General features: G+C 73.6%; 20 protein-coding genes. 6 read left to right on the top strand and 14 right to left on the bottom strand.

What is annotated here, in order from left to right:
• Nucleotides 1–345: 345 nt before the first annotated feature.
• The 3 genes from OG689_RS14410 to OG689_RS14420 form a co-directional block, all read right to left on the bottom strand.
• Nucleotides 346–1,329, bottom strand: coding sequence for an acyl-ACP desaturase (locus OG689_RS14410; protein WP_266320636.1), 984 nt, complete (start codon nucleotides 1,327–1,329; stop codon nucleotides 346–348).
• 211 nt (nucleotides 1,330–1,540) lie between these two features.
• Nucleotides 1,541–2,854 (bottom strand): HAMP domain-containing sensor histidine kinase, encoded by a 1,314-nt coding sequence (locus OG689_RS14415; protein ID WP_266320638.1) that lies wholly within the window; start codon nucleotides 2,852–2,854, stop codon nucleotides 1,541–1,543.
• Between the two features lie 93 nt (nucleotides 2,855–2,947).
• Nucleotides 2,948–3,601, bottom strand: coding sequence for a response regulator transcription factor (locus tag OG689_RS14420; protein ID WP_073924887.1), 654 nt, complete (start codon nucleotides 3,599–3,601; stop codon nucleotides 2,948–2,950).
• A gap of 452 nt (nucleotides 3,602–4,053) precedes the next feature.
• Here OG689_RS14420 and OG689_RS14425 point away from each other — a divergent pair, with 452 nt between their 5' ends.
• Nucleotides 4,054–4,239, top strand: coding sequence for a hypothetical protein (locus OG689_RS14425; protein ID WP_073924886.1), 186 nt, complete (start codon nucleotides 4,054–4,056; stop codon nucleotides 4,237–4,239).
• 177 nt (nucleotides 4,240–4,416) lie between these two features.
• Here the strand turns inward: OG689_RS14425 and OG689_RS14430 are convergent, their stop codons facing one another.
• Together OG689_RS14430 and OG689_RS14435 are read right to left on the bottom strand one after the other, a co-directional pair.
• Nucleotides 4,417–5,232, bottom strand: a complete 816-nt coding sequence (locus tag OG689_RS14430) for an inositol monophosphatase family protein (protein WP_266320641.1) — start codon at nucleotides 5,230–5,232, stop codon at nucleotides 4,417–4,419.
• A 32-nt stretch (nucleotides 5,233–5,264) separates the two neighbouring features.
• Entirely contained in the window at nucleotides 5,265–6,485 is a 1,221-nt protein-coding gene (locus tag OG689_RS14435) for a ferrochelatase (protein ID WP_266320643.1), read from the bottom strand.
• Between the two features lie 130 nt (nucleotides 6,486–6,615).
• Between OG689_RS14435 and OG689_RS14440 the strand changes: the two genes are divergently transcribed.
• Both OG689_RS14440 and OG689_RS14445 read left to right on the top strand, forming a co-directional pair.
• A complete protein-coding gene (locus OG689_RS14440) occupies nucleotides 6,616–7,872 on the top strand; it encodes an MFS transporter (RefSeq protein ID WP_266320645.1) in 1,257 nt (418 codons plus the stop codon).
• Between the two features lie 103 nt (nucleotides 7,873–7,975).
• Nucleotides 7,976–9,292: a D-arabinono-1,4-lactone oxidase gene (locus OG689_RS14445; protein WP_266320646.1), complete on the top strand. Its 1,317-nt coding sequence runs from the start codon at nucleotides 7,976–7,978 to the stop codon at nucleotides 9,290–9,292.
• Nucleotides 9,293–9,302: 10 nt separating this feature from the next.
• Here the strand turns inward: OG689_RS14445 and OG689_RS14450 are convergent, their stop codons facing one another.
• The gene (locus OG689_RS14450) at nucleotides 9,303–10,130 is read right to left on the bottom strand and encodes a hypothetical protein (RefSeq protein ID WP_266320647.1); all 828 of its coding nucleotides are present in this window, start codon (nucleotides 10,128–10,130) and stop codon (nucleotides 9,303–9,305) included.
• Nucleotides 10,131–10,645: 515 nt separating this feature from the next.
• Between OG689_RS14450 and sepH the strand changes: the two genes are divergently transcribed.
• Nucleotides 10,646–11,722: a septation protein SepH gene (gene sepH / locus OG689_RS14455; protein ID WP_266320649.1), complete on the top strand. Its 1,077-nt coding sequence runs from the start codon at nucleotides 10,646–10,648 to the stop codon at nucleotides 11,720–11,722.
• 86 nt (nucleotides 11,723–11,808) lie between these two features.
• Here sepH and OG689_RS14460 read toward each other — a convergent pair whose 3' ends face one another.
• Nucleotides 11,809–12,657 carry a sulfurtransferase gene (locus OG689_RS14460; RefSeq protein ID WP_266320650.1) on the bottom strand — a complete coding sequence of 283 codons (849 nt, stop codon included), beginning with the start codon at nucleotides 12,655–12,657 and terminating at the stop codon, nucleotides 11,809–11,811.
• Nucleotides 12,658–12,837: 180 nt separating this feature from the next.
• Between OG689_RS14460 and OG689_RS14465 the strand changes: the two genes are divergently transcribed.
• Nucleotides 12,838–13,674, top strand: a complete 837-nt coding sequence (locus OG689_RS14465) for a VOC family protein (protein WP_266320651.1) — start codon at nucleotides 12,838–12,840, stop codon at nucleotides 13,672–13,674.
• A 49-nt stretch (nucleotides 13,675–13,723) separates the two neighbouring features.
• On the opposite strand, the gene OG689_RS14470 is transcribed toward OG689_RS14465, so the two are convergent.
• The 4 genes from OG689_RS14470 to OG689_RS14485 all read right to left on the bottom strand — a co-directional run bounded on the left by OG689_RS14470 (nucleotide 13,724) and on the right by OG689_RS14485 (nucleotide 19,142).
• Nucleotides 13,724–14,377, bottom strand: coding sequence for a thymidine kinase (locus OG689_RS14470; protein WP_266320653.1), 654 nt, complete (start codon nucleotides 14,375–14,377; stop codon nucleotides 13,724–13,726).
• Between the two features lie 46 nt (nucleotides 14,378–14,423).
• Nucleotides 14,424–15,611: a nucleotide pyrophosphatase/phosphodiesterase family protein gene (locus tag OG689_RS14475; protein ID WP_266320654.1), complete on the bottom strand. Its 1,188-nt coding sequence runs from the start codon at nucleotides 15,609–15,611 to the stop codon at nucleotides 14,424–14,426.
• Nucleotides 15,612–15,652: 41 nt separating this feature from the next.
• Nucleotides 15,653–16,243, bottom strand: coding sequence for a DUF5998 family protein (locus tag OG689_RS14480; RefSeq protein WP_266320656.1), 591 nt, complete (start codon nucleotides 16,241–16,243; stop codon nucleotides 15,653–15,655).
• Between the two features lie 94 nt (nucleotides 16,244–16,337).
• Complete coding sequence (locus tag OG689_RS14485; RefSeq protein ID WP_266320657.1) at nucleotides 16,338–19,142, bottom strand: GNAT family N-acetyltransferase; 2,805 nt, start codon at nucleotides 19,140–19,142, stop codon at nucleotides 16,338–16,340.
• A 284-nt stretch (nucleotides 19,143–19,426) separates the two neighbouring features.
• Here OG689_RS14485 and OG689_RS14490 point away from each other — a divergent pair, with 284 nt between their 5' ends.
• A complete protein-coding gene (locus OG689_RS14490) occupies nucleotides 19,427–19,705 on the top strand; it encodes an HPr family phosphocarrier protein (protein ID WP_266320658.1) in 279 nt (92 codons plus the stop codon).
• Between the two features lie 114 nt (nucleotides 19,706–19,819).
• Here the strand turns inward: OG689_RS14490 and OG689_RS14495 are convergent, their stop codons facing one another.
• The 3 genes from OG689_RS14495 to OG689_RS14505 form a co-directional block, all read right to left on the bottom strand.
• A complete protein-coding gene (locus OG689_RS14495) occupies nucleotides 19,820–21,031 on the bottom strand; it encodes an RtcB family protein (RefSeq protein ID WP_266320660.1) in 1,212 nt (403 codons plus the stop codon).
• 397 nt (nucleotides 21,032–21,428) lie between these two features.
• Nucleotides 21,429–22,796 carry a pitrilysin family protein gene (locus OG689_RS14500; RefSeq protein WP_266327123.1) on the bottom strand — a complete coding sequence of 456 codons (1,368 nt, stop codon included), beginning with the start codon at nucleotides 22,794–22,796 and terminating at the stop codon, nucleotides 21,429–21,431.
• 20 nt (nucleotides 22,797–22,816) lie between these two features.
• The gene (locus OG689_RS14505) at nucleotides 22,817–24,178 is read right to left on the bottom strand and encodes a pitrilysin family protein (protein WP_266320662.1); all 1,362 of its coding nucleotides are present in this window, start codon (nucleotides 24,176–24,178) and stop codon (nucleotides 22,817–22,819) included.
• Nucleotides 24,179–24,422 lie beyond the last annotated feature (244 nt).

Consider the following 24,422-nt stretch of genomic DNA (forward strand, 5'->3'; position numbering starts at 1 on the left):
CAGCCCAGGGCCCGTCGGGGTGATCCGATCGGGCCTGCGGGGCCTCACTCAGGGCCATCAAGGGCGGGTCCGCACCCCTTGCGATCGGGCACCCTCGGTGATCGGGGAACGGGCGGAGCACCGCCTATCACCCGCCCGACCTGGGGCGACCGCCGCTCCCCTCGCCCCACCCGCACTTCCGAAACGGTGACGGAGAGCGATCGGAGCGGCGTGCGCCATGATCACCCTACGGGGTCGCCCGATCGTGTGGCGCTATCGGATGTGACCTTGCTCACGTTACGAATTTTTCGGGCAAACTCTTGGAAATCCACCCACCGTGAGCGCCCCCTCAGCGCCTCTCGCGGGCTACTTCTTCGCCGCGTTGGCGGCCCGGCGGGCCAGCAGCGCCGCCTGTCGCTCGTCGAACTTGGTGGCCTGGGCGTCCAGCCCGCCGAGGAAGAGGCCGAGCTCCTGCTGGGCCTGCAGGCCCTCCGGGCCGAGGCCGGAGATCTCCATGACCCTGAGGTGGCGCAGCACCGGCTGCAGCACGTCGTCGTGGTGGATCCGGAGGTTGTAGATGCCGCCGATGGCGATCTGGGCGGCGGAGCGCTCGAAGCCGGGCATGCCGTGTCCGGGCATCCGGAAGTTGATCACCACGTCGGCGATCGCCCGCATGGCCTGGTCCGGTGCGATCTCCAGGGCCGCGCGCAGCAGGTTGCGGTAGAAGACCATGTGCAGGTTCTCGTCGTTGGCGATCTTCGCCAGCAGCTGCTCGCAGAGCGGGTCGCCGGCGAAGTGGCCGGTGTTGCGGTGCGAGATGCGGGTCGCGAGCTCCTGGAAGGCCACGTACGCGACCGAGTGCAGCATGCTGTGCGAGTTGTCGGACTCGAAGCCCTCCGACATGTGCATCATCCGGGCCCGCTCCAGCTCGACCGGGTCGACGGCGCGGGTGGCCAGCAGGTAGTCGCGGAGCGCTATGCCGTGGCGGCCCTCCTCGGCGGTCCAGCGGTGCACCCAGGTGCCCCAGGCGCCCTCGCGGCCGAACATGGTGGCGATCTCGTGGTGGTAGCTGGGGAGGTTGTCCTCGGTCAGCAGGTTGACCACCAGCGAGACCCGGCCGAGCGGGGTCACCTTGGACTGGCTCAGCTCCCAGGCCTCGCCGCCGAGCACACCGTCGAAGTCGCGGCCCTGGCTCCACGGGACGTACTCGTGGGGCATCCACTCCTTGGCGACCTTCAGGTGGCGGTTGAGTTCGGTCTCCACCACCTCTTCGAGGGCGAGGATCAGACGCGCGTCGGTCCAGGCGCTCGAACCGGTCGATGCGGTGCGCTGCACGGGGGCGATGGTCACGGCTCTTGCTCCTGAGGGACGGGCACGCGGGGCACACTTACGGATGCGTAGGTTACGACACCGTAAGTTGCTCGGACCGGAAATGACAAGCCGCCCCCGCCAGCACTTATGTCGTCCTGACACGGCCGGCGGGGGCGGCGGGGATGGTCTGCGCACGGAGCGCGGAAGCACCCGAGGGCGTGTGCGGGCGCCTACCGGCCCGCGAGGAGGATCAGGCTCCCGGAATGCGCACCCTCATGGTCAGGCCGCCTCCGGCGCGCGGAGTGGCCTCGATGGCACCACCGTGCGCCCGGACCACCGATCGGACGATGGAGAGGCCGAGTCCGACCCCCTTGTCGCTGCGGGTCCGGTCGGCGCCCTTGACCCGGCGGAACGGCTCGAAGATGTGCTCCAGCTCGTACCCCGGGACCACCGGCCCGGTGTTGCTCACCACGAGCTCGCCGCCACCGCCGGGCACCAGGGCGGTGGTGATCTCCACCCAGCCGTCGGCCGCGTTGTAGCGCACCGCGTTCTGGATCAGGTTGAGGGCGATCCGCTCCAGCAGGACGCCGTTGCCGGAGACCACCACCGGCGTCAGCTCGGCCTTGATCTCCACCTCCCGCCGGGCCGCCTCCGGACGGATCTGCTCCAGCGCCCTGGTGGCCACCTCGGAGAGCTCGACCGGCCGGCGGTCGATCAGCTCGTTGTCGCTGCGGGCCAGCAGCAGCAGGCCCTCGACCAGCTGCTCGCTGCGCTCGTTGGTGGCCAGCAGGGTCTTGCCGAGCTGCTGCAGGTCCGGCGAGGCCGCCGGGTCGGAGAGCTGGACCTCCAGCAGGGTCCGGTTGATCGCCAGCGGGGTGCGCAGCTCGTGCGAGGCGTTGGCGACGAACTTGCGCTGCGAGTCGAAGGAGCGGTCGAGCCGGTCCAGCATGTCGTCGAAGGTGTCGGCGAGCTCCTTCAGCTCGTCGTCCGGACCGTCCAGCTCGATCCGGCGGTGCAGGTCGGAGCTGGCCACCTCGCGAGCGGTGCGGGTGATCCGGCCGAGCGGGCGCAGCACCCGGCCGGCCATCGCGTAGCCGGCCGCGAAGGCGATCACGGCGAGGCAGACCAGCACCGTGAGGGACTTGCGCAGCAGGGTGTCCAGCGCCCGCTGGGACTGACCCGCCTGGTAGTGGCTGAACCACTGGTTGAAGGTCTGCGCGGTGACGCTCTGGTTGTCCGGGGTGAGGATCGAGACGCCCGGGCCGATCTGCAGGTTCGGGGGCGCCGCGTCGTGGAACGCCTGCTGGATGAAGAAGTACATCAGCATCAGCAGGACGACGCCGGCCATCAGGAACATGCCGCCGTACAGCAGGGTGAGCCGCATCCGGATGGTCGGCCGGAACGGCATCCAGGCCAGCAGGCCGTCGCCGGGCGTGTAGATCTGCTGGGACGGGTGCGACTGGATCATGGGCGCGCGCGGCGGCTGGGCCGGACGGGGCGGTACGGCGCGCGGGCCGCCGGCGGGCGCGCCGGAGGACCCGCCGGCCGGGGGCGGGGTGGTCATGATGGTCCTCTCGGGGTGAACGAGCGGGGTGTACGAGCGGGGTGTACGAGGCGGTGGACCGGGCCGCGGGCCCGGTGGGTGGTCCGGCGGGGATCAGATCCGGTAGCCGGACCCGGGCACGGTGATGATCACCGGCGGGTCGCCGAGCTTGCGGCGCAGGGTCATCACGGTGACCCGGACGACGTTGGTGAAGGGGTCGGTGTGCTCGTCCCAGGCCTTCTCCAGCAGCTGCTCGGCGGAGACGACGGCGCCGCCCGCCCGCATCAGCACCTCCAGGACGGCGAACTCCTTGGGGGCGAGCTGGATCGGCCGCCCGTCGCGGATGACCTCGCGGCGGCCGGGGTCGAGCGAGATGCCGGCCCGTTCCAGCACCGGCGGCAGGGGTACGGTCGCGCGGCGGCCGAGGGCCCTGACCCGGGCGACGAGTTCACTGAAGGCGAACGGCTTGGGGAGGTAGTCGTCCGCGCCGATCTCCAGACCCTCGACCCGGTCGCTGATGTCACCGGAGGCGGTCAGCATGATCACCCGGGTGGCCAGGCCCTGGTCGACCACGCTGCGGCAGACGTCGTCGCCGTGCACCAGGGGGAGGTCCCGGTCGAGGACGACGACGTCGTAGTCGTTGACCGCGATCCGCTGGAGCGCGGCCTCCCCGTCGTAGACCACGTCCACGGCCATCGCCTCGCGGCGCAGCCCGGTGGCGACGGCTTCGGCGAGCAGCTGCTCGTCCTCCACGACGAGTACCCGCACGATGGTTGTCCCTTCTCCAGGCCCCGCCCCACCGTGGACCGCCCGCAGGGCAGGCTGCGCGGGCGCGCGGCCGAGGTCCACCGGGAGCGGACGCACGACTCCGACGGTGTGTCCATCCTGCCTGGTGGTGCGGTAAAGCAGGGGTAAGTCCGAGGGTCGCGCTCCGGTTGGACCATGACGCGGGCAACTTTCTTCGGCGGGGAGGTTTCCCCCGCCAGGGGCGGGGGAGGACACGTGCACACCCGCGATCTGGCTGTTGGCCGGTCGCACCCACCCGCCGTGCGTTCATCCGCACCGGCCTGGGGGCTGGGACGTCACCGGGAGCGGCCGTAGGCCGTCTCCGCGCCCGACCGGAGAAATACAGGCCCCGGTTCCGGACGCTTTCGTTGGCACCGGACCCGTTGGCCGGGGAACTCACGACCGTGCACGTCCGACACAGTAAGGGGGCCCGTATGGACGCCTTCACCGCCGGAATCCTGCAGCGCATACAGAACGCCGAACAGGATCTGCACCGCGCTATCGAGTCGGGGGACGAGTTCCTGGCCGAGGTCGAGCAGTCCGAGCTGGACGATCTCCGCCGGCTCGCCGCCGACCACGGCGTCGACACCGTGCTGGAGCGGCACCGCGCCGCTGCCTGACACCACCACCGCACCGTCCACCGCTGCCCGACCCCGCCGGCCCGTCCGGTCCGACCCGCAGCGGTCCGCGAAACCCAAGCCCTGGTGCCCCCGCGCCAGGGCTCTTCGCCGTCCCCGACCACCCGCGGCCGGCCACCGCTTCACGGGGCCGGCCGCAGGCCGTCGGTCACGGGCACGTCAGTCGCGCCAGGCGCCGAGCTCCTCCAGGCGGGCCTGCAACGGCTCGAACACCCCGGGCGCGGCGGCCACGGTCAGCAGGCCGTCGGCCGGCCGGCCCGGGCGGCCGCCGCACAGGGCGCCCGCCTCGGTGGCGATCAGCAGGCCGGCCGCGCGGTCCCAGGGCTGCAGGCCGCGCTCGTAGAAACCGTCCAGCCGGCCGGCCGCGAGGTCGCAGAGGTCGACGGCGGCGGCGCCGGCCCGGCGGATGTCCCGGACCTCGGGCATCAGCGCGAGAAGCACCTCGGCCTGCCGGACCCGCACCGGGCCGACGTAGTTGAACCCGGTACCGATCAGCGCCTGGCCCCAGGGGGCGGCCGGGCGGGTCCGGATCGGCCGCCCGTCGAGCCGGGCGCCGCCGCCGAGCACGGCCTGGAAGACCTCGCCCCGGGCCGGGACCGCGACCACGCCGACCACGGCCCGGCCGTCCAGCTCGGCGGCCACGCTGACCCCCCAGGAGGGCAGGCCGTAGAGGTAGTTGACCGTGCCGTCGAGCGGGTCCACCACCCAGCGCACACCGCTGCGGCCGGGCCGGTCGGCGCCCTCCTCGCCGAGGTAGCCGTCGTCCGGGCGACGGCCGGTGATCAGCTCCAGGACGAGCTTCTCGGAGGCCAGGTCCATCTCGGTGACCACGTCCACCGGGCTGCTCTTGGTGCCCGCCACCCCGAGGTCGGCGGGTCGGCCGTCGCGCAGCAGGGCGCCGGCCAGGTCGGCGGCCTCCAGGGCGACGGAGAGCAGCTCGTCGAGCAGGTCGGGGCTGGGCGCGGGGTCGGGCACGGGGTCGGTCCTCTCGACGGGTGGGCGGGCGCTCACGCCTCGGCGGCGGCCGGGCGGGGGGCCCTCGGGTTGGGGCAGCAGGCCACGGCGCAGACGTCGTGGCTGGGACCGAGCGCGCCGAGGGCGCAGCGGGCGGGGGCCGCGCCGCGCTCGGTGGCCGCCCGCTCCAGCACGAGTTCGCGCACCGCGGCGGTGAACCGGGGGTCGGCGCCGACGGTTGCGGCCCGGGCGACCGGCAGGCCGAGGTCGGCGGCCTTGGCGCGGGCCTCGGTGTCGAGGTCGTACTTGACCTCCATGTGGTCCGAGACGAAACCGATCGGCACCATCACCACCGCCGGGGCGCCGGCCGCGTGCACGGTCTCCAGGTGGTCGCAGATGTCCGGTTCCAGCCAGGGGGTCTGCGGGGCGCCGCTGCGGCTCTGGAAGACCAGCTCCCAGGGGCGCTCGGCGACCCCGGTGGCCTCGGCCACGGCGTCGGCGATCTGCCGGGCGAGGTCCAGGTGCTGGGCGACGTACGCGCCGCCGGGGGCGCCGCGGGCCGGGTCGTCGGGGGCGCCGGAGGTCTCGGCCATGGTGTCCGGGACGGAGTGGGTGGTGAAGGCCAGCCGGGCGCCGGGCCGGACGGCCTCGGGCAGCTCGGCGAGGGCGGCGAGGGTCGCGTCGATCATCGGACGGACGAAGCCGGGGTGGTTGTAGAAGTGCCGCAGCTTGTCGACCCGCAGGGCGGGCAGGCCCTCGGCGGCGAGCTGTCCGAGGGCGTCGGCGAGGTTCTCGCGGTACTGGCGGCAGCCGGAGTAGCCGGCGTAGGCGCTGGTGGCGAGGACGGCGATCCGGCGGTGGCCGTCCGCGGCCATCTCGCGCAGGGTGTCGACCAGGTAGGGGGCCCAGTTCCGGTTGCCCCAGTGGACCGGCAGGTCCAGGCCGTGGTCGGCGAAGTCCTTGCGCAGGGCGGCGAGCAGCTCGCGGTTCTGCTCGTTGATCGGGCTGACGCCGCCGAACATGAAGTAGTGCTTGCCGACCTCCTTCAGGCGCTCCTTCGGGATGCCGCGCCCCCGGGTGACGTTCTCCAGGAAGGGCACCACGTCGTCGGGGGCCTCGGGCCCGCCGAAGGAGAGCAGCAGCAGGGCGTCGTAGGGGGCGGCCGGACCGGCCGCACCGGCCCCGCCGGACCCGGTGGCCGTTCCGGCCGGGTCGGCCGCGTGGGTGACAGCGGCCCCGGCGCCGGGGAGTGAGGGTTTGCGCGCGTCGGACATGGGACTGATCCTGCCACTGCCGGGGTCGGGCCCGCGGGCAGGCCCGCAGCCGGATGTCCGGTATATCTCGTTCGCCAAGGTACGTAAGCTGTGTTTGCCAGCCATGTTCCTTACCCCCTGCGGAGCCCCCGTGCTGTCCAGCTACCGCCAGATCTTCGCCGCCCCCGGCAGCCTGGCCTTCTCCTCGACCGGGTTCGTCGCCCGGCTGCCGATCTCGATGACCGGCATCGGCATCGTCACGATGCTGGCGGAGTTGCGCGGCTCCTGGGGGCTGGCCGGCGCGGTGTCGGCGGTGCTGGCGCTGGCGGCCGCGGTAGCCGGCCCGCAGGTCTCCCGGCTGGTGGACCGCTACGGGCAGCGCCGGGTGGCCCTGCCCGCGACCGCGATCACCCTCGCCGCCGCGACCGGGCTGCTGCTCTGCGCCCGCCTCGGCGCACCGGACTGGACCCTCTTCGTCTGCGCCGCCGCCATGGGCGGCATGCCCAGCACCGGCGCGATGGTCCGCGCCCGCTGGGCCCACCTGTACCGCGACGAGGCCCCCAGGCTGCACACCGCCTACTCCTTGGAGGCGGTGGTCGACGAGATCTGCTTCATCGTCGGCCCGATCCTCTCCATCGGCCTGGCGACCACCGTGTTCCCGGAGGCGGGCGTCCTGCTGGCCGGGGTCTTCCTGGCGGTCGGCATCGCCCTGTTCACCGCGCAGCGCCGCACCGAGCCGCCGCTGCACCCCGAGGCGCACCACAGCAGCAGCTCGGCGATCCGCAACGCGGGGCTCCAGGTGCTGGTACTGACCTTCGTCGCGACCGGGGCGATCTTCGGCTCGGTGGAGGTGGTGACGGTGGCCTTCGCGAAGGCGCAGGGCCACGTCACCACCTCCAGCCTGGTGCTCGCCGTCTACGCGCTCGGCTCCTGCCTGGCCGGTGTGGTGTTCGGGACGCTGAAGCTCAAGGGGTCGATGGCCCGCCGGTTCATCCTGGGGGTCGCCGTGATGGCGGTCAGCATGGTGCCCCTGGTGATCGTCGGGCAGACGGTGACCGGGACGGCCGGGATGGTGGCCATCGGCGGCGCGCTGTTCGTCGCCGGCACCTCCATCTCCCCGACCCTGATCACCGCGATGGCCCTGGTCGAGCGGCTGGTGCCGGCCGCGCAGCTGACCGAGGGGATGACCTGGACCACCACCGGCCTCGCCCTCGGCGTGGCCCTCGGCTCCTCGACGGCCGGCTGGGTGGTGGACGCCGCCGGCGCCCCCGCCGGGTACTGGGTGCCGGTGGCCGCCGCCGCCTTCGGCGCGCTGACCGCACTGGCCGGCCTCGGCCGGCTGCACGCCGGACTGCCCGCCGGGGCCGGCGGCGAAGGGGCCCCGCAGACCGTAGACCTGGGGCGTTGAACTGGCTACGCTCCCTACCCACGGGTAGCGGTCCGGTGTCCGGCTCGCCGCGCGATCCCGGACACCGCCGACACCGTTCGGCCACGGAGCAGGAGGCAGCGCAATGCCCCAGGCCATCACCGCCGGCCGCTGGACCAACTGGGCCGGCAACCAGAGCGCCCGGCCCGCCGAGGTGGCCACGCCCGCCTCGCCGGCCGAACTGGGCGAGCTGGTCCGGCGGGCCGCCGAGGCCGGCCGCACGGTCAAGGCCGTCGGGTCGGGACACTCCTTCACCGCGATCGCCTCGGCCGGCGACGGCCTGCTGATCCGCCCGGACGCGCTCACCGCCGTCCGCGAGCTGGACCGCGAGGCCGGCACCGTCACCGTCGAGTCCGGCCTGCCGCTCTCCCGACTGAACCGGCTGTTGGAGGCCGCGGGCCTGTCGCTGACCAACATGGGCGACATCGAGGTGCAGACGGTTGCCGGCGCCACCAGCACCGGCACCCACGGCACCGGCCGCGAGTCCGGCTCGCTGGCCGCGCAGATCCGCGCGCTGGAGATCGTCCTCGCCGACGGCAGCGTGCAGCACTGCTCGCCGACCGAGAATCCTGAGCTGTTCCAGGGCGCCCGGCTCGGCCTGGGCGCCCTCGGCGTGATCAGCGCGATCACCTTCGGCGTGGAGCCGACCTTCCTGCTGACCGCGCACGAGCAGCCGATGCGCTTCGACGAGGTGCTCGGGCGGCTGGACGACCTGACGGCCGTCAACGAGCACTTCGAGTTCTACTGGTTCCCGCACACCGACCGCTGCTCCACCAAGCGCAACAACCGAAGCCAGGGACCGGCCGCCCCGCTGCCCCGCTTCAAGGCCTGGCTGGACGACGAGTTCCTCTCCAACACGGTCTGGGAGGGTGCCTGCCGGGTGGGACGGCGCTTCCCCGGGTCGGTCCCGTCGATCGCGGCCGTCGCCAGCCGGGCCTGGTCGGAGCGGACGTACACCGACGTCGCGTACAAGGTGTTCACCAGCCCCCGCACGGTCCGCTTCACCGAGATGGAGTACGCGGTGCCGCGCGAGGCGGCCGCCACCGTGCTGCGCGAGCTGAAGGCGCTGGTCGAGCGCTCGCACTGGCGGATCAGCTTCCCCGTCGAGGTGCGGTTCGCGCCCGCCGACGACCTCTGGCTGTCGACGGCGAGCGGACGGGACAGCGTCTACATCGCCGTCCACCTCTATCGGGGCACCGCCGAGCAGGGCTACTTCACCGAGGTGGAGAAGCTGATGACCGCCCACCAAGGCCGTCCGCACTGGGGCAAGCTGCACACCCGGGACGCCCAGTACCTGTCGGAGGTCTACCCGCGCTTCGGCGAGTTCACGGCGCTGCGCGACAAGGTCGACCCGCAGCGGCTGTTCGGCAACGACTATCTGCGGCGGGTGCTCGGGGCCTGACCGCGCGTGCTCACGGGGTGGCCGGCGCGCCCGCGCCCGGGTCGGCACCCGGGTTCGCGGTGGTGCCGGTGGCCGGGGTTTCGCCGGGTGCCGTCGTCGCTCCGCCCGGCGCGGGAGTGGCGGCCCCCGGGGAGGCCTGGCCGGACGGCGACGCTCCGGCGGAGGGCCGGCCGGACGACCCGGAGGCCTGCCCGGCCGGCGGCGCGGTGGAGGGCCCCGCCGAGGGTGCGGCCGTACCCAGCCGCGCGGACGGGCCGTCCGCGCCGGACGAGGGCGAGGGCGAGGCGGACGAAGGAGCGGGGGACGGCGAGCCGGCCGGCTTCGTCGAGGGCGTGCCGTGCACCGACCCGCCGAAGGACGTCCCCTGCCCGGTCCCGCCCTGGACGGTCGCCGAGACCGGCTGGCCCGTCACCAGCTCGAAGGCGACGATCGGCACCATCGCCAGCAGGAAGACCAGCCCCGGCAGCACCAGGGCGGACCGCCAGGACCGCCGACGGCGCGCCCGCAGCACCTTGGAGCTGTTCCAGTCCGAGGAGGGCGGCAGCCCGACGGACGGCCGGGCGGACGAGGGCGCGGCAGCGCCGGTGCCCGGGCCCCGGTCGGCCGCCACCCGCAGCTGGTCGCCGGTGCGGCGGAAGATGTGGTGGAACACGGCCGTACTGGTGGTGGCCGCGACGCTGACCACCGCCGCGCCGATGACGGTGCCGGCCACCCCGAGTTCGGAGGCGAGCAAGGCACCCACCATGGTGGCGAGCGCGCTCGCGACGACCTGAGCCATGCTCAGATCGATCCGCTTCCCGCCCTTCTCCGCCGCCTCGACGGGCTTCTGCTCCGGCATCAACATCCCCTGGTCGGTTCGACTGCTCCTGGAACAAGTCATTCCATCGTGCCCAAAGAAGGACACAAGGGGCGAATGTCCGGTTCTTCGCTGTCGATATATGTGAAGATGATCACCGTGCGGCTGCCAACGGCCCGCCGTTGAGGTGGCCACTCTTGAGATTCCCGTGAATCGCGGGAGACTTGAGCGGCGAGCCGCCCCGCTGGATGCCACGAATGGAGTACTGTTCGTGGAGCCTGAGCCTTCGGTCGACTTGTCGACTGCCCATCAACCGGCAGATCGCCCGACGATCACGGAGCAGGTACGCACGGCGGCGCCCGTCCCGGATCGTCGCGTCACGCCATGTGCGAGGACGGCCGGGACACCCAGGCGCGACGTCGACCGGTGACGTGGCAAAAAGGCAACCGTGCCACAGCGGCGTGCCCGGGCAGAAGCCCGACACGCCGGGGAACTCAGCAAGGTTGTGGCCAGCCGCCAGTGGGCAGGCCACACTCAGTACGGGAGCAGCGACGCAGGTGACGTCGGCAGGCACCACCCGGGAGGTAACCGTGCCCGAACTGCGCGTCGTGGCCGTCAGCAACGACGGCACACGGCTGGTGCTCAAGGCTGCCGACAGCACGGAGTACACCCTCCCCATCGACGAGCGGCTGCGCGCCGCCATCCGCGGGGACCGGCCACGCCTCGGCCAGATCGAGATCGAGGTCGAGAGCCACCTCCGCCCCCGCGACATCCAGGCGCGGATACGAGCTGGTGCCTCCGCCGAGGAGGTCGCCCAGGCCGCCGGCATCTCCGTCGACCGGGTCCGCCGCTTCGAGGGGCCCGTGCTCGCCGAGCGCGCCTTCATGGCCGAGCGCGCCCGCAAGACCGCCATCCGCCGGCACGGCGAGTCCACCGGGCCCCAGCTCGGCGAGGCCGTCGCCGAACGGCTCGCCCTGCGCGGCGCCGAGAAGGACACCGAGCGCTGGGACTCCTGGCGCCGCGACGACGGCACCTGGGAGGTCGTCCTCGGGTACCGCGCCGACGGCGAGGGCCGCTCCGCCAGCTGGACGTACGACCCGCCGCGGCGGCTCGTACAGCCCAACGACGACGAGGCCCGTGCGCTGATCGGCGAGAACGTCGAGCGCGAGGACGAGCAGGTCTTCCCGTTCATCCCGCGGATCGCCAGGCTGCCGCACGACCGGCCGCTGCGCCCGATGATCGACCGACCCTCCGCGGACCGCATCATGTCGGCCCGTGAGGTCCGGGAGTCGCGGGAGGCCACGGCCGACGCGCGGGACTCGCTGACCAGCCTGCTGGACGTGGTACCCGCCTTCCGCGGCGACCTCGCGGTCGGCAGCCCGGCCCCGGTGGAACCCGCCGTGGCCGAGGTCGTCGAAGAGGTCGAGGAGCCGGCGGCGCCCGCGGCCGGCATCGGCGCGGGCTCGGCCTACGCCGACATCCTGATGCCGCGCGCGGTCGCGCCGCACCGCGAGCGCCTGGTCGGCACCACCGACCGGCAGGCCGAGGCGGACGGCGTACGCCCCGGGCGACGCGCCACCGTGCCCAGCTGGGACGAGATCGTCTTCGGCAGCCGGCGCAAGAAGCAGGAGTAACGGCAGCAGCACCAGGCGGTACCGCGCGGGCGGCCGCTCCCTCCAGGGGGCGGCCGCCCGCGCGCGTGCCGGGTGGTGACGGGCGGTCAGCCCGGCTGGGCGCCGGTGGCGATCGGCCGCTGCGGGTCCCGGGACCACTCGCTCCACGAGCCCGGGTAGAGCGTGGCCGACAGCCCCGCCACCTCCAGGGCCAGGATCTGATGGGCCGCCGTCACCCCCGAACCGCAGTAGACGGCCACCTCATGGGTGCCGGCGCCGAGCCCGCCGAAGCGGGCCGCCAGCGCGGCGGCCGGCAGGAAGCGCCCGTCCGAGCCGACGTTCTCCGTGGTGGGCGCCGACACCGCACCCGGAATGTGCCCGGCCTTCGCGTCGATCGGCTCCACCTCACCGCGGTAGCGCTCGCCGGCGCGGGCGTCCAGCAGCAGTCCGGTCCGGGCGAACGCGGCCGCGCCGTCCGCGTCCAGGGTCGGCAGCAGGCCGGGCACCGGCTTGAAGTCGCCCTCCCCCGGCGGCGGCAGCTCGGAGCTGAGCGCCAGGCCGGCGGCCTGCCAGGCGGCCAGGCCCCCGTCCAGCACCCGCACGTCGGGGTGCCCGGCCCAGCGCAGCAGCCACCAGGCCCGGGCCGCGGACATCGCCGGGCCGGCGTCGTAGACCACCACCGGTCGCTCCGCGCTGACGCCCGCTCGGCCCAGCGCGGCGCCGAGCACCTCCGGATCGGGCAGCGGGTGCCGGCCCGCCGTGCCGGGCGGGGCCGCCAGTTCGGTGTCCAGGTCCACGAAGTACGCGCCGGGGATGTGCCCGGCCTCGTACTCGCCGCGGCTGGACGTGCTGCCCAGCTGGAAGCGGATGTCGAGCAGCACCGGCGGCCGGGGGGAGGCGAGGGCCGTCTCCAGGTCCGGGACGGAGATCAGCGGGGAGTCCTGCGCAGTATCCATGGGCGCCATTCTTGCGCAGGGCGGGCCGCCGGCAGCTCTTTGTCCCTTCTTTGCCCGGCTCCCCCGCGCGGCCGCCCGCCTCCGCCGCACCGGTGGTGCGAGCATCACCCCCTACGCGCGGACCTGCCGCGCCGACCGTCCGCGTCGACCGCCCCGACGCCTCGTTGAGGAGACCTGCCCATGCCCGCGGTGACACTCCGTCTGGCCCAGGGCTCACCCTGCTGGACGAGCCTGCTGACCGACGACCTGGAAGGCGCCCGGGCCTTTTACGGCCGGCTGTTCGGCTGGGAGTTCTCCCCCGGCCCGGACCGGCCCGGCCGGTACGTCCGAGCCCGCGCCGGCGGCGCCCTGGTGGCCGGCCTCGGGGTGTCGCCCGGGGCGCCGGGCCGCCCGGTCGGCTGGACCACGTACTTCGCGGTGGACCACGCCGACGAGGTCTCGCAGCGGGTGCGCGAGTGCGGCGGCACGGTGGCGGTCGGACCGGTGCAGGCCGGACGGTCCGGGCGGCTCGCCATCGCCGCCGACCTCGCGGGGGCGGCCTTCGGGCTCTGGCAGGGCGAGGAACTCCTCGGCTGGGAGGCGGCCGGCGAGCCCGGCACCCCGGGCCGGACCGAACTGCTCACCTGCGAGCCGCCGGTCGCCGCCGCCTTCTACCGCGCGGTGCTGGCGGACGAGGTCCGCGGGCCGGCGGCCCCGGACGGCGGGCCGACGGAGGCCGGCGACGGGTGCGAACTGGTCGCCGGCGGCCGGACGGTGGCCCGGATCCGGCGTGGCGAAGGGCCGGCCCCGGCCCGCTGGCGGACCTGCTTCACCGTCGCCGACGCCGCCCGGACGACCGCGCTGGCCGTGCGGTCCGGTGGCCGGGTGGTGGCACCGCCCGGGCAGCCGGCGGCGGGCGGCGCCCGCCGGGACGGCGCCGGCGACACGGACGGCGGCGGGTACCGCGGCGCCGGTGGCAGGGTCGTGCACCTGGCCGACCCGCGCGGCGGCCTGTTCTCCGTGGTCGAGGCCGGCTGACCGGCGCCGGCCGGGGGCCGGCGGGCAGCCGATGCCCGGCCGGGGGCCGTCAGGCCTGCTGCTCGAAGGGCAGGACGTCCGGGGAGAGTACCGAGGCGCGGGCGGTGGCCGCGGTCAGCCGGCGGCGGTGGTGGCGCCGGCACAGCACCTCGTAGCCGATCTCGTCCTCGCTGACCGAGATGTCGCCGACGACCACCTGCGCCCCCTCGACCACCATCACGCCGCCGACCGTCCGGGCGTTGTGGGTGGCCCGGGCGCCGCACCAGCAGAGCGCCTCGACCTGGAGCACCTCCACCCGGTCGGCGAGTTCGATCAGGCGCTGCGAGCCGGGGAACAGCCGGGTGCGGAAGTCGGTGGTGATGCCGAAGGTGAAGACGTCGATACCGAGCTCGTCGACCACCCGGGCCAGCTGGTCGACCTGCCCTTCGGCGTAGAAGTTGGCCTCGTCGCAGATCAGGTAGTCCACCCGGCCGCCGGCCGAGAGCAACTGGACCACATGGGCGTGGAAGTCGAAGGCGTCCGTGACCTCCACCGCCTCGGCCCGCAGTCCGAGCCGGCTGGAGATGGTGGAGGCACCGGCCCGGTCGTGCCGGGAGAAGATGATCCCCTGCCGGCCGCGCGCGGCGTGGTTGTGGTCCAGCTGGAGCGCGAGCGTCGACTTGCCGCAGTCCATCGTCCCCGAGAAGAACACCAGTTCAGCCATGGGTGGTGCAGAGGCCCTTCACTTGAGGTGGGCGGTTCGAGGGGGTTCAGCCGCGGACTTCGAGCAGCGGCACATGCTGCTCGACCGGGGTCATCGACCCGTGCAGCCCGATCATCGTGGACTCGCCCGGCTCGTTGCGGGAGGCGATCACCGCCACGTCGTCCCGGGCCGCCGCGACCACGTCGCCGATCCGCTGGTAGACCCGGTCGTCCACCGACGGCCCGAACCAGCCCGCCGCGATCGCCTGCTCACGGGTGGCCACCCACATCCGGTCGCCGAGCACCTCGCTCCAGACGGTGTGCACATCGGCCGCCGCCCCCGGCACCGCGTAGACGTGCCGGGCCCGGCCCTCCCCGCCCAGCAGCGCGACGCCGGCGCTCAACTCCCAGTCCTCGTCGAAGTCGATCCGGTCCTCGGGCGCGATGTCGATCATGCCGTGGTCGGCGGTGACGTACAGCGCCGACCGCGGCGGAAGCTGCTCGGCCAGCCGACGGGCGAGCCGGTCGACGGTGTTCAGCATCATGCGCCAGTCGTCCGAGTCGACCCCGAAACGGTGGCCGGCGCCGTCCAGCTCGCTCACGTACGTGTAGACCAGCGCCCGGTCGTGCTCGGCCAGCCAGCGCGCCGCCAGATCCATCCGCTCCTCGCCGGTGGTCCGGCCGAGGAAGCTGCCGCCGGAGAGCGCCACCCTGGTCAGCGGGGTGGTCGAGAACAGCGGCGAGGAGACCTGGCAGGTCGCCACGCCCGCCGCGTGCACCTGCTCGAACACCGTCGGGTACGGCTGCCAGACCCGCGGCTCGGTCGGCGGCTGCCAGCGCAGCTGGTTCATCAGGTAACCGGCACCCGGCACCGCCACGGTGTACCCCACCAGGCCGTGCAGGCCCGGCGGCAGGCCGGTGCCCACCGAGGCCAGCGAGGTCGCGGTGGTCGCCGGGAAGCCGGCGGTCAGCGGGCGGCCGGTGTTCCCGAGCGAGCTGCCGATCAGCGAACTGAGGAACGGCGCGTACTCGGGGTGGCGCAGCAGGAGCTCCCAGCCCAGCCCGTCGACCAGGAACACGCAGACCCGGTCGGCCGGCTCGACCGGCAGGGTGGACGTGAAGCCGGCCACGCCGAGGCCGGCCGCGACCGAGGGCAGCAGGTCGCTGAGCGACCCACTGCCGTAGAGCGGCGCGGGGGCGTCGGCCGGGTCCAGGATCTCGAAGGAGTCGTAGCCGTCGGCGGGTGCGAGAGTCATCGTGAAGGTGTCTGTTTCCTGGGCTTTCCGGGAGCCGGGGGTCAGGGCCGGCCGCTGCTGATCGTCGCCTCGGACAGCGCCCGGGCGAAGACCAGCGCCTGCGCGACCGTCTCCGGACCGTCGCCGGCCTCGCTCACCCGCAGTGACAGGTCGTCAGCCGTGGCCGAACCGGTGTAGCCGTGGTCGGCCTCGCAGTTCGGGTCCGAACAGCCGGCCGGCTCCAGGTCCAGCCGCTGCACCGCGCCCCAGCCGATGGTCAGCACGACCTCGCGCGGCAGGGTGCCCGGGGTGTACGTCTCCGGGTTGGAGACCATCCGGCTGAGCACGACCGAACCGATCCGGTCCAGCCGGACACACTCCGTCGAGGTGGTCGCGAACGGCACCGGGCTGTTGGCGTCGCCGGACTGCTCGTCGGTGTGGCTCACCACGAAACGGGTCTGGGTGAGGACCAGCACGGTGACGTGCCGGCGCACCTCGTTGGCGTCGAAGGTGGTCTCCTGGTGCACCAGGTAAGAGCTGATCGGCTCGGAACCCACCGCGGACTCGACCGCCTCGGACACCAGGGCCGGGTAGTAGCCGCTGCGCTCGATCGCCGAGCGCAGGTCCTGAGTGGTGGTACCGGTCTTGGCCATAGCTCCATCCTGGCATGGTCCGCCGACGAAGCGGGCGGCACGACGCCGGGATCCCGGCGTACGGGCACCCCGGATGGGGCGCAACCAAGGAAGGTTACAGGCTGCTCATGGCGCGCGGGCCCAGATCACTGCGCACGGGCAGCGGCGCGATCCGCACCCGGGCACCCAGGATCGCCAGTCCGTGCGGGGCCACGACCACCGGTTCGAGATCCACCGCGGCAACCTCCGGCAGGTCGTCCACCAGGCACGACACCCGCAGCAGCAGCTCCTCCAGGGCCGCGGTGTCCACCGGGTCCGAGCCCCGCCAGCCGAAGAGCAGCGGGGCCGCCCGAACCTCCCGGATGAGACTCGCCACATCCTGGTCGGTGGCCGGCACCAGCCGGTGGGCGACGTCGCCCAGCAGCTCCGCCGGGGCCCCGGCCAGGCCGAAGGACAGGATGGTGCCCACCGCCGGGTCGACGGTGGCGCCGATCACCGTGTCCACCCCGCGCGGCGCGAGACGCTGCACCACCAGCCGCGCCTGGGCGGCGCCGCCCAGCAGCGCGTCCAGCTCCCGGTGGGCCCGGCGCAGCCCGGGCTCCCCGGTGAGGTCCAGCCGGACGCTGCCCAGGTCGGGGCGGTGGCGCAGGTGCGGAGCGGTCGCCTTCAGCGCGACCGGGTAGCCGAGGACGGCGGCGGCCCGTACCGCGCTCTCCTCGTCGGGCGCCTGGATCGTCGGGTGGACCTCGATGCCGTAGGTGGCGAGCAGCGCGTTCCCCTCGGCCTCCGCCAGGGTGATCCGGGCGCCGCCGGGCTGGAGGCGGGCCGCGGCGGCGGCCCGGGTGCCGAGCGCCGCCTCGACCAGCGTGCGGGCCGCGCCCTCGTCGATCCGGTCGAGTTCGGGGACCCGCGCGGTCTCCTCCGCCTCGGCGGTACGGCGGCGCCAGTCGGCGTACCGGACGGCGTGCGCCAGCGCGTGCACGGCCCGCTCGGGCGCCGGGTAGGCCGGGAGGCCGCCCTCCCGAAGCCGGTCGGTCAGATCGGTCAGCGCCAGATGGGCGAGCAGCAGCGGCTTGCCCAACTCCTTCGCCCTGGCAGCCGATTCGAGCAGGGCGTCGGCGATCTCCGGATGGTCCTGGCCCGGGTCGTCCGCATGCAGCCGGCCGCCCGTGAAGGCGTGCGCCGCGGTACCGATCGGCGGGATCGCCACCGCGATCACCGCGTCCACCGCCGGGTCCGCGAGCGCGGTGTCCAGGGCTATCCGGAAGTTCTCCCCGGTGGCGGCGGTGGTCAGGTCCACCGGGGTGCGCGGGCGCAGCCCGGCGCCCAGGCAGGCGTCATGGGTGAGCAGGCCCATCGAGTCGGAGTTCCCGACCACGGCCACCCGGTCACCGGGCGGCAGCGGCTGGCGGGCGAGCAGCTCGCCGGCGTCGAAGAGTTCGGTGATGGTGTCCACCCGCAGCACCCCGGCCTGCTGGAACAGCGCGTCCACGGTGGCGTCGCGCAGGCCGCTGGCGGCCGGCTGGACGGCGTGGCCGGGCGGCAGGCTGCCGGTGTGCCGGGCGCCCTTGACCACCACCACCGGCTTGACGGTGGCGAGCCGGCGGGCGATCCGGGTGAACTTGCGGGGGTTGCCGAAGGACTCCAGGTACAGCAGCACCACGTCGGTGGCCTGATCCTCCTCCCAGTACTGCAGCAGGTCGTTGCCGGAGACGTCGGACCGGTTGCCGACCGAGGCGAAGGAGGAGACGCCCAGGCCGCGACGGTGTGCGGCCTCCAGCAGGGCCACACCGATCGCGCCCGACTGGCAGAAGATCCCGAAGCCGCCGCGCTCCGGCAGGACGGGCGCCAGCGAGGCGTTCAGCGGCTGCTCCGGGTCGGTGTTCACCAGGCCGAAGGCGTTCGGGCCGATCACCCGCATGCCCGCCGCCCGGGCCTGGCGGACCAGCGCCCGCTGGTGGTCGCGGCCGTCCGGGCCGGTCTCGGCGTACCCGGCGGTGACCACCACCAGGCCCTGCACCCCGTGCGCGCCGCAGTCCGCGACGGCGGCCGGCACCGCGGCGGCCGGCACGGTGATCACCGCGAGGTCCACCGGCCCGGGGATCTCCAGCACCGAGCGGTAGACCGGCACCCCGTCCAGTTCGCCACCCGGCGGGACGTTGCGGTTCACCGCGTACACCGGCCCCCGGAAGCCCGCGAGGTCGCGCAGGACCGCCCGGCCGACCGTCTGCGGGTTGCGCGAGACGCCGACCACGGCGACCGAGCGCGGGGTGAGCAGCCGCTGCACCGACCGGGCCTCCGCGCGGTGCTCGCGGGCCCGCATCACGGCCAGCGAGGCCGCGGTGGGCTCCAGGTCGAACTCCAGGTGCACGACGCCGTCCGCGAAGCTGCGGTGCTGGGTGTAGCCGGCGTCGGTGAAGACCTTGACCATCTTGCGGTTCTCCGGGAGCACCTCGGCGACGAACCGCCGGATGCCACGTTCCTGTGCGACCGCCCCGATGTGCTCCAGCAGGGCGGAGGCGACACCCCGGCCCTGGTGGGCGTCCTGCACCAGGAAGGCGACCTCGGCGTCGGTGCCGTCCTCGGAGGGGCGGCCGCTCTCGTCGATGCGGTCGTAGCGGACGGTCGCGATGAAGCGGTCACGGACCACCACGGCCAGGCCCACCCGGTTGACGTAGTCGTGGTGGGTGAAGCGCCGGACATCCTTGTCGGACAGCCGCGGGTAGGGCGCGAAGAACCGGAAGTACTTCGACTGGTCGGACACCTGCTCGTAGAACTCCACCAGGCGCGCCGCGTCGGCCGTGGTGATCGGCCGGATCCGGGCGGTGCCGCCGTCCCGCAGCAGCACGTCCGCCTCCCAGTGCCGGGGGTAGCCCTGCTCGTCGGTCGGCTTCGCCTGCGGTACCCGAGAGTCGTCCACGTTCGTCAGGTTATCGGGCAGCGGGCCGGATGGCGCCGGCCACGCGCCCACGGCACTGTGGAGGGGCGCCCACCCCTGTGGGCAAAGACTCTCGCGACCCTTCCGACCGGGGCCGCGGACCCGGGCGGACCAGGTCCGGGAGGCCGGCCGGAAGGGCTCCGTGCCCGGTCAGACGCGTTCCGTGGCCGCGAGCGGCGGTGAAGCAGTCCGGCACTCATGCGACACTGGTCTAGACAACATGGCCGTCTACGTAACATGGCCAGCAACACCGAAAGGCACGTCTCATGGCTGAGCGCCGCGTCACCATCGGTTGGGCCGAGGGCCTGCACGCCCGTCCCGCCTCCATCTTCGTCCGCGCCGTCACGGCCACGGGCGTGCCGATGACCATCGCCAAGCCCGACGGCAAGCCCGTCAACGCCGCGTCGATGCTCGGCCTGCTCGGCCTCGGCGCCGAGGGCGGCGAAGAGGTCGTCCTCGCCTCCGACGCCGAAGGCGCCGACAGCGCCCTGGACCGCGTCGCCAAGCTCGTCCACGAAGGCCTCGACGAGCTGCCCGCGGCCTGAGCCGTCGCCTGCCGGAGGGGTGCGCCACAGCGGGACGGCGCACCCCTCCGGCGTGCCGGGCGGTAGGCGAAGGCGGGGCCCCGGCACCGCCGCGGCCCCGCCCCGCCCATGCCGTCAGCCCTTGACGCAGACCACCTGCTTGAGGTGGGCGACCACCTCGACCAGGTCCCTCTGCTGGGCGATGACCTTCTCGATCGGCTTGTACGCACCCGGGATCTCGTCGACGACGCCGCTGTCCTTGCGGCACTCGACGCCCTTGGTCTGCTCGGCCAGGTCCTTCGTGGTGAACCGCTTCTTGGCGGCCGTCCGGCTCATCTTCCGGCCCGCTCCGTGCGAGGCCGAGTTGAAGGCCGCCTCGTTGCCCAGACCGCGGACGATGTACGAACCGGTCCCCATCGAGCCCGGGATGATCCCGAAGTCGCCGGAGCCGGCCCGGATCGCGCCCTTACGGGTCACCAGCAGGTCGACGCCGTCGTACCGCTCCTCGGCGACGTAGTTGTGGTGGCAGCTGATCACCTGGTCGAAGCCGACCCGCGCCTTCGCGAACTCGCGGCGGACCACGTCCTGGAAGAGCCCCATTATCACCGCACGGTTCTTCTTGGCGTACTCCTGGGCCCAGAAGAGGTCCTGCCGGTAGGCATCCATCTGCGGCGTCTGCGCGATGAAGACCGCGAGATCGCGGTCGACCAGCCCCTGGTTGTGCGGGAGCGAGCGGGCGACGCCCATGTGGTGCTCCGCCAGCTCCTTGCCGATGTTGCGCGATCCGGAGTGCAGCATCAGCCAGACCGAACCGGATGTATCGACACAAACCTCAATGAAATGGTTCCCGGACCCGAGAGATCCCATCTGCTGCATCGCCCGCTCGCGCCGCCACTTCACCTCCGGCGCGACGGTGTCGAACCGCTCCCAGAAGTCGTCCCAGCCGGCCGCGCCGAAGCCGTGGAGCCTCTGCGGGTCCACCGGGTCGGTGTGGAGTCCACGGCCCACCGGGATGGCCTGCTCGATCTTGGACCGCAGCCGGGACAGGTCGTCCGGCAGGTCCTTCGCGGTGAGCGAGGTCTTCACCGCGCTCATCCCGCAGCCGATGTCGACGCCGACCGCCGCCGGGCAGACGGCGCCGTTCATGGCGATCACCGAGCCGACGGTCGCGCCCTTGCCCAGGTGGACGTCCGGCATCACGGCGAGCCCGTGCAGCCACGGCAGCGTGCTGATGTTGCGCAACTGCTGGATGGCCTGGCCCTCGACGGTGGCCGGGTCGGTCCACATCCGGATCGGGACGCGGGCTCCGGCGATCTCGTACGGGGCTGGTACTGCGGTCTGCGACATGACTGAACGACCTCCGGGGTCGACTGGTTCCATGCTAGTTCGGGGGGTGCCGCGCGAAGCTTCCGGCGTGGCTCGGGTACGTCCTGGACGCGGCGCTCAGGAGCTGCGGCGTCGGCGCGAGGCGGGACGGGGCAGTCTCGGGGAGCGCTGCGCGCCGGTGGGGCGCAGGGTGGGCTCGACCCGCATGGTGACCGCCTCCTTCCGTCGCCTCGGCACCTGTGCAGCACGTTCGGCTGCGGGGTGTATCTACCCACGGGGGCGGCGGGCAGGGCAAGGGAATTTCTCCGCGCGGACGTGAATCTCCGGGCGGACGCGAATCCCCGGGCGGACGCGAAGGGGCCCGGCGGAGCCGATGCTCCGCCGGGCCCCCGTCCCGTGCGCGCGGGAGGCCGGTCCGTCAGGAGGTGACGACGGTGACCTCGCCGATACCGAGCTTCTTGACCGGGTCGGCGATCACGGCGGCGTCGCCGACCAGCACGGTGACCAGGCGGTCCGGCGGGAAGGCCGCGACGACGGCCTCGGTGGCGGCCGCGGTGCCGAGTTCGGCGAGCTGCCGGTAGACCTCGGACTGGTAGTCGTCGGGGAGGTACTGCTCGACCTGGTCGGCGAGGGTGCCGGCGACGGAGCCCGCGGTCTCGTACTTCAGCGGGGCGACGCCCACCAGGAACTGGACGGCCTCCTCGCGCTCGGCGTCGGTGAGGCCCTCGGCGGCGAGGGTGCGCAGGATGGTCCAGGTGTCGGCCAGGGCCGGGGCGGTCGAGGCGGTGTCGACCGAGCCGCTGATGGCGAGCATCGCGCGGCCGGAGCCGTCGGCGGCGGAGCGCAGCGGCTGGGCGAAGGCCCGGACGCCGTAGGTGTAGCCCTTCTCCTCGCGCAGGACGCGGTCCAGGCGGGAGGTGAGGGTGCCGCCGAGGCAGTAGGTGCCGAGGATCTGGGCGGCCCAGGCGTCGTCGTGGCGGTCCGGTCCGATCCGGCCGATGAGCAGCTGGGTCTGGACGGAGCCGGGGCGGTCGACGATGATCACGCGGCCGGTGTCGTCGGCGGTGACGGGGGCGTGCACGCTGGGCGCGGCCGCGGTGCCGGTCCAGGCGCCGAGGGTGGCTTCGAGCAGCGCCGGCAGGTCGATGCCGGTGAGGTCGCCGACGACCACGACGGTGGTGGTGGCGGGGCGGATGTGGGCGTCGTAGAACGCCTTCACGGCCGGCCGGTCGATGGCCTTGACGGTGTCGGCGGTGCCGCCGCGGGGGCGGGAGAGCCGGTCGGCGCCGTCGAAGAGGTCGGCGTAGAGGGCCTTCGCGGCGCGGCGCGCGGGGTTGGCCTGCTCGTGGACGATCTCGTCGAGGCGGTTGGCGACCAGGCGCTCGATCTCGTTCTCGGGCAGGGCGGGCGCGCGCAGGGCGTCCGCGAGCAGGCTGAGTCCGCGCTGCAGCCGGGAGGCCGGGACCTCCAGGGAGACCCGGATGTCGGGGTGGTCGGCGTGCGCGTCGAGGGTGGCGCCGGTCCGCTCCAGCTCGGCCGCGAACTGCTCGGCGGTGAGCGTGTCGGTGCCTTCGTTGAGGGCGCGGGCGAGGATGCCGGAGACGCCGTCGAGGCCCTCGGGCTCGGCCGCGAGCGGGGCGTCGAGGAGCACGTCGACGGCGACCAGCTGCTGGCCGGGGCGGTCGCAGTACAGGACGGTGATGCCGTTGGCGAGGGTGGTGCGGTCCGGCCGGGGGAACGCCCACGGGCTGGGGGTGCCGGGCTCGGGCTGGGGGTGGAACGTCATGGCGGGGGTGGGGTCGGTGCTCATGCGGCCGTCTCCTCCTCGGTGTCGTCGGCCGTAGCGGTGTCGTCGGTGTCGTCGGTGGGCTCGTAGACGAGGACGGCGCGGTTGTCGGGGCGCAGGCGGGCCTCGGCGATCGCCTTGACCTCCTCCGCGGTGATGTCGAGGACCTTGGGGAGGGCGTCGTTCAGCAGCTTGGGGTCGCCGAACAGGACGGCGTAGCGGCAGAGTTCGTCGGCGCGGCCGGCGACGGTGGTGAGCCGGTCGAGCCATTCGCGCTCGATCTGGGCCTGGGCGCGCTCGAGTTCCTCGGCGGTGGGGCCCTCGGCGGCGAAGCGGGCGAGCTCCTCGTCGACGGCGCTCTCGATCTGGGCGATGGTGGCTTCGCCGGAGGTCTTCACGTCGAGCCAGCCGAGCGAGGGGGCGCCGGCCAGGCGCAGCAGGCCGAAGCCGGCGACGACGGCGGTGCGGTCGCGGCGGACGAGCCGGTTGTAGAGGCGGCTGGACTCGCCGCTGCCGAGGATGGTGAGGGCGAGGTCGGCGGCGTCGGCCTCGCGGGTGCCGTCGTGCGGGAGGCGGTAGGCGGCCATCAGGGCGCGGGAGGGGACGTCCTCCTCGACGAGTTCGCGGGTCTCGGCTCCGATGGTGTCGGGGAGGCTGCCGTCGCGCGGGGGCTGCTTGCCGTCGTGGCCGGGGATGGTGCCGAAGTACTTCTCGATCCAGGCGACGGTCTGCTCGGGGTCGATGTCGCCGACGACGGACAGCACGGCGTTGTTGGGCGCGTAGTAGGTGCGGAAGAACGCGCGGGCGTCCTCCAGCGTGGCGGCGTCCAGGTCGGCCATCGAGCCGATGGGGGTGTGGTGGTAGGGGTGGCCGTCGGGGAAGGACAGCGCGGTGAGCTTCTCGAACGCGGTGCCGTAGGGCACGTTGTCGTAGCGCTGGCGGCGCTCGTTCTTGACGACGTCGCGCTGGTTCTCCATCGAGGTGTCGTCGAGCGCGGAGAGCAGCGAGCCCATCCGGTCGGCCTCCAGCCAGAGGGCGAGTTCGAGCTGGTGGGTCGGCATGGTTTCGAAGTAGTTGGTGCGTTCGAAACTGGTGGTGCCGTTGAGCGAGCCGCCGGCGCCCTGGACGAGCTCGAAGTGCCCGTTGTTGGAGACGTTGGCGGAGCCCTGGAACATCAGGTGCTCGAAGAGGTGGGCGAGACCCGTACGGCCCTTGACCTCGTGGCGGGAGCCGACGTCGTACCAGAGGCAGACGGCGGCCACCGGGGTGAGGTGGTCCTCGGAGAGCACCACGCGCAGGCCGTTGGCCAGGCGGTGTTCGGTGATGGCGATGGCAGCGCCAGTGCCTCCGGTGGAGGCGGCTGCGGGGGCCGGGTTGGCCATGCGCTCGGGTCCTTCCCGTCGTCGAGGGTCCGGGGTTCGTTGAGTGATCCCCATTGTGGTGCAACGCGTGAAGGCCGTGGATGTGTCCGCGCGGACGGGGCGTTCGCCACGGGCGGAAGCGCCGGCGGAGCGGGTGGGAGGTGCGTCCCGGTGGGTGGGTGGCGGCCCTTGGCGGGGTCTGTCGGCCGTAGGGTTCACAATGGGGGCGCTGAACGACTGGCCGACAGTCGCCCGGAGCGCCGAA

Source organism: Kitasatospora sp. NBC_00240 (assembly GCF_026342405.1).
In the GTDB taxonomy this organism is placed as follows: Bacteria; Actinomycetota; Actinomycetes; order Streptomycetales; family Streptomycetaceae; genus Kitasatospora.